Genomic DNA, 4,631 nt, shown 5'->3' with positions numbered 1-4,631 from the left:
ATGATTTCATGATGCCTGTTTCCTCGATCGTCTATTGCGTTGAGCGCGAGCGCGTAGAATGTCGATCTGGTCCTCCATCAGTTCGATCTGCCATGGTTGTCCTTTCACTAGCTGCCGGCCTTGAATCAGGCCTCGTGCCAGGTATTTGAAGATGGTCTGCGGCGTAATGCCAAGAGCTGCAGCAGCTCCTTGAACGGAATAGGTTCCGTCTGGCCACCTGACGGGGTTGGAGCTCGTTCCGTTGATTTTGACGGTTGGAATGCCCCAACGCCTGCGCAAGAGCCAGACATTGTCACCTTTGAAGGCGCAATTCTGTGCGGCACGGAAGCCTTCCGCGTTCAGTACCGACGCAATTTCCTTGTCCATTTTGCCTGCGGCGTTCAGCTCCGTCACGCGCGCTCGTAATTTGTCGATATCGATATAGTCGCCATAGGTATGAACGCGCCTTTGGACAGAGTGCTCGCTCGTCGCTCCCGTTTGCCACAAGATCTTGATCCAGACCTGTCCTTGCAGCCGTTTTTGATCGAGAACGACCTCGCAGATAATGAGGCGTAAGATGCTCTTTCGCTCGGCCGCCGTGGTCAATGGGGCATGCCAGATGCCAGGCAGGTTCTCTCCGAGTGCCAATAACCCGTCGCGATCTGCCTCGCTGAGAACCAGGGGCTCGTCGGACCGCCACCGTTCATAGTCCTGCTCGATGGCCGCGGCCGCGCGCAACTTTTCCTCCCATCCGCGTTCCAGCGAACGGGCCACCAAGCGGTTCTCTGGCTCGACTGCATCATATTGGCGCCGTGCCCTTTCCGCCTCGTAGCGCGCACGTTCGCGCCGCAGAGCCCATTGACGCTCGAGTTGACGGGCCTCCTCTTCCATCTGGCCCAGTGCGGCGACGGCGATAGCAATCCTGTCCGGCGTCAGAGCCTCGAGTAGAATGCTTTCGACGCGTGCATCGACCGGCAGAGCGCGCACCTCCTGGCATAACGGCCCTCCGTCGTGGCCGCGGTCGGCGCGGCATGCGTAGACGGGATAGTTTCCCGCAGGGCCGCTATAGCGCAAACTCATCCGGCGACCGCACCGCCCGCAGACAGCGATGCCCTGCAGCAGCGCGGCGCCCTTGCGCGGCAAGCCCGAATGGCCGGCTTCGTAGCGGTTGATGTTGTTCTCCAATCGCCGTTGGTTCTCCATGAACTGCTCCCAGCCGATGTAACCAGGATGGGCCGCTTCCAAACAGACCTCCCAGTCCGCGATGGGGACCTTAGTCGTCCGCGGACGATAAACGTCCTGGCGAACGCGTCCACCCGTCTGCCGCCGCCGACCATAGACATAGGCCCCAGCATAGCCGGGATTATGGAGAATGCTGAGCACCCGCGGGTTGCTGGCCTCACGCCAAACCACTTCGTGCGGCGCCGGACCACGAAGGGGGCGCATTGGCAACGGCAAATTCTCCTTGCGTAGGTAGCGCATCACTGCCCGCGCGCTTCCTAACTCGCGGAATTTGCTGAAGACCAGGCACAGCCTTGCCTGCACCTCCTCATCGGGGTTGAGGATGATTTGGCCTGAGCGGTCGTAAGCCAATCCGGCGGGAAGGCCAAGGCGCAATTCGCCGCGTGCCGCTTTCTGGCGCTCACCCTGATGCAGGCGTTGCTTGATCTGGTGCAGCTCCGCCTCGCTCATGATGCCGGACAAGCCCAGCAGCAGGCGGTCGTGATAAGCGCACGGATCGTAGAGCCGTTCGCCGTCAGCGATGATGACGCCAAACAATGAGCACAGATCGAGGAGTTGATGCCAGTCGCGGTTGTTACGGGCGAGCCGGGAGGCGTCAAGACTGATGACAAGCCCCGCGTTTCCCAGCCCGATCTCCGCGATTAGCTTCTTGAAGCCCTCTCGCTCGACGCAGCCCGAACCGGATTTGCCGAGATCTTCATCGATGACGTGCACGCGTTCATGTGGCCAGCCAAGAGCGACGGCACGATCGATCAGACGATACTGCAACTCCGTGCTTTCCTGATGATGGCGCACCTGGTTTACGGAAGACTGGCGGACATAGATGTAGGCGAGCTTGCCGCGATGCTCGGCCGTGACGCGCTCGTCCGGGTTATTCGTCGCTCTCAGCATGCCGATCCACCTTTGTCGGCGCGCGTATTGACCGCATCCGCATCAACAGGGGGGCAAGTTTTTGAGCAAGTTGTTTCCGCGTCTCCGGCGGCAGATCGAGCCACGGACGCGGGACTGTCGTGCTCGGGGTAAGAAGCTTTACGAGGGACTGAGACGCTACGCGGTACGGTTTTGATTGCACGTTCATCGCGAATCACCTCCTTGGAACGGGAGGTAACCATGCTGTTCAAATGGTGCATCAATGTGAGCAGGGTTCGAACGCTGATGCGAGGCGCCGACTTCGACTCGCTTCGCGCTTCCGGCGAAGCGGTTACAAGATCGGTTATCGATCGGCGAATTGAACGGCGGCGTCCGTCAGGTAATCGAACGACAACGAATGCCGCACCGCGGCCGGACTGGACCGACACCAGCTCAAGACGCTGACCCGCAAGGCCGTGGCGCGGGTCAATGATAGTCACATGATGCACCACCCCGTCGACAATAGCGGCAGTCTGCGATGCTTGGTTCGCCGAACACTGTTCCCCATTCTCCGACACTGCGGTTGGACGTGATGAGCATTGCACCCCGCTCGTAGCGCCTGGACACGAGCTGGAAGAACAGATGGGCGGCGTTGGGGTCGAACGGAAGATAGCCAAGCTCGTCGATGATAAGCAGCTTGGGCTTGGCAAGAAACGCGAGCCGCTCTTCCAGGCGTCCCTCGCCATGGGCTCTCACGAGCGTTGCAACCAATGCCTGCGCCGTAGTGAACAGCACCGTGTAGTTTTGGCGGATGACCTCTCTTCCAAGCGCGATCGCGAGATGGGACTTCCCAACGCCAGGCGGGCCAAGAAGCAGCAATGCATCGCCATTTGCCACCCAACGGGCGGTGGCAAGTTCTCGGATCTGTTGCGGATCGATACTGGGCTGCGCTTCGAAATCAAATCCCTCGAGATCTCGTACATGCGGGAAATGCGCGATCTTCATCGCCATGATGATGCGTCGTTCGTCCTTCCTTGCAATCTCGCGTTCGCACAGGAATGCGAGTGTCTCGCGGATGGTAAAGTCGGCCCGTGACGCTTCGTCAAGGAGGTTGTCGAGCTGATCGCGGATGGCCGTCAGCTTCAGTCGGCTCAGCCAGCCGATCAGCGTGTCATGATCAACTATCATCACCATTGCCCTCCGATTAGCCGCTCATATTCCGACAGCGGGCGAAGAAGGTCGGGTAGCTTGGGAGCCGGGAAATCGGCCCCCGCGGCTTGCTTGACAGGCATGCCGAAGCCACTAACGCCGGCAAAATGGGCGGGATCCGTCAGACGTCGATGACGACCGTGTGCCTCGGCATGGCTCGCGACAAGATGTCCAGCATGGAACACGCGGACCTGTCCCCCGCTGATTGTCACCTCGACAATCTCGCCGATGAGCCGCGAAGGGACCGAATAGGCGTTGGTGTCGACTTCAACGGCGCAGTCGACGTGAACCTTGCGCAGCAGCTCTCGAATCTGACGAAATGGAGGCCTGCCGTTTAGTGGACGTAGCGTCGCAGCTTCGTCGCGAACAAAGCGCTCGAGTGGTGGTTCGCCTGTCGTGCCATGGCATCTAAGATCGGCAACCGTGCGCATCCACCACGCCAGATGCCGGTGAAGCGCCTCCATGCTGTCAAAGCTGTGTCCGGCAAGTGCGTTGTGCTTCACATACCCGACGCCGCGCTCGTCTTTGCCCTTGGTGCGCGCCCGGTATGGCGCACAAGCGCGAGGACGGAACTCCCAGTAACGAGAGAAGGCGTGCAGTCGATCGTTGAACACAATCTCGCGCGTCACCGCGTCGTGCCGTGTCACCAATGCCGCAGCATTATCGAGCAAGACCTCGCTTGTGACACCGCCAAAATGCCTGAACGCTGCCTCGATGCCATCGAACCAGGCAGACTGACGTTCGTGAAGAAACGCAGTCACGAACGTGCGACGCGAGTAGCCAAGTGTCGCCACGAAGATGTAGACCCGAACCTTCTCGCCTCCGATCTCCATTCTCTTCTGGCCAAAATCAATCTGCATCTGCTGACCGGCCGGGGTCTCGAAGCGCATTGTCGCCAACGCTAGCGCCGCAAGCTGCTGGCGATACCCACTGACAGCCCGCTCAACCGTGCGGAGGCTGACCTCGATGCCGAGTTCACGGCCCAGATCCTGCCGCACGACATCAGCGTTGCCGCCATGGCGAAAGAACCGCTCACGAACCCACGCCTCATGCTTTGACAGTTGCGTTTCCCTGCGGGCTCGTCGATACCCGCGCCAGCCACCCGTCTCGATATATCGCTGCACCGTCGTACGAGAGCAGCCAAGCTCCAACGCGATCCGCCTAGTGCCCCAACCCAGCTTCTTGAGCCGCAGCATCGCAGTCACCTCGTCCGGTTCGAGCATCGCTTCTCTCCGCGCCAATCTCGCGGAGATCTTCGTACCTGTCTCGACGTCCATCAGTCCCTCCTAAGGTGTAAAAGGGGGACCAGTTTTAGGTGTCGCTACCGGACCAGTTTTACATGTCGCCTGACA

At 60.1% G+C, this 4,631-nt stretch carries 3 protein-coding genes and 1 pseudogene; all 4 read right to left on the bottom strand.

All coding sequences use genetic code 11. The features are described from left to right. Positions 1-6: 6 nt before the first annotated feature. The 4 genes and pseudogenes from AS026_RS26675 to istA all read right to left on the bottom strand — a co-directional run bounded on the left by AS026_RS26675 (position 7) and on the right by istA (position 4,556). Positions 7-2,112 carry a recombinase family protein gene (locus AS026_RS26675; RefSeq protein ID WP_028749699.1) on the bottom strand — a complete coding sequence of 702 codons (2,106 nt, stop codon included), beginning with the start codon at positions 2,110-2,112 and terminating at the stop codon, positions 7-9. Next, a complete protein-coding gene (locus AS026_RS44645; RefSeq protein ID WP_425349761.1) occupies positions 2,106-2,519 on the bottom strand; it encodes a hypothetical protein in 414 nt (137 codons plus the stop codon). The genes AS026_RS26675 and AS026_RS44645 overlap by 7 nt, the downstream gene beginning before the upstream one ends. A gap of 30 nt (positions 2,520-2,549) precedes the next feature. Then, positions 2,550-3,261 (bottom strand): annotated as a pseudogene (gene istB, locus AS026_RS43695) (IS21-like element helper ATPase IstB); the annotation flags it as partial. After that, on the bottom strand, positions 3,258-4,556 hold the full coding sequence (gene istA / locus AS026_RS26665) for an IS21 family transposase (RefSeq protein WP_062369591.1): 1,299 nt from the start codon (positions 4,554-4,556) through the stop codon (positions 3,258-3,260). The gene istA and the pseudogene istB, both read right to left, overlap by 4 nt. Positions 4,557-4,631 lie beyond the last annotated feature (75 nt).

Source organism: Rhizobium altiplani (assembly GCF_001542405.1).
Classification (GTDB): Bacteria; Pseudomonadota; Alphaproteobacteria; order Rhizobiales; family Rhizobiaceae; genus Rhizobium; species Rhizobium altiplani.
Note: the sequence above shows the minus strand (reverse complement) of the source record. Positions and strands in the feature narration are given on the sequence as shown.

Excerpts from the sequence above, each read along its gene's own strand:
- AS026_RS26675 (WP_028749699.1), bottom strand. The coding sequence starts at position 2,112 with ATGCTGAGAGCGACGAATAACCCGGACGAGCGCGTCACGGCCGAGCAT.
- istA (WP_062369591.1), bottom strand. The coding sequence starts at position 4,556 with ATGGACGTCGAGACAGGTACGAAGATCTCCGCGAGATTGGCGCGGAGA.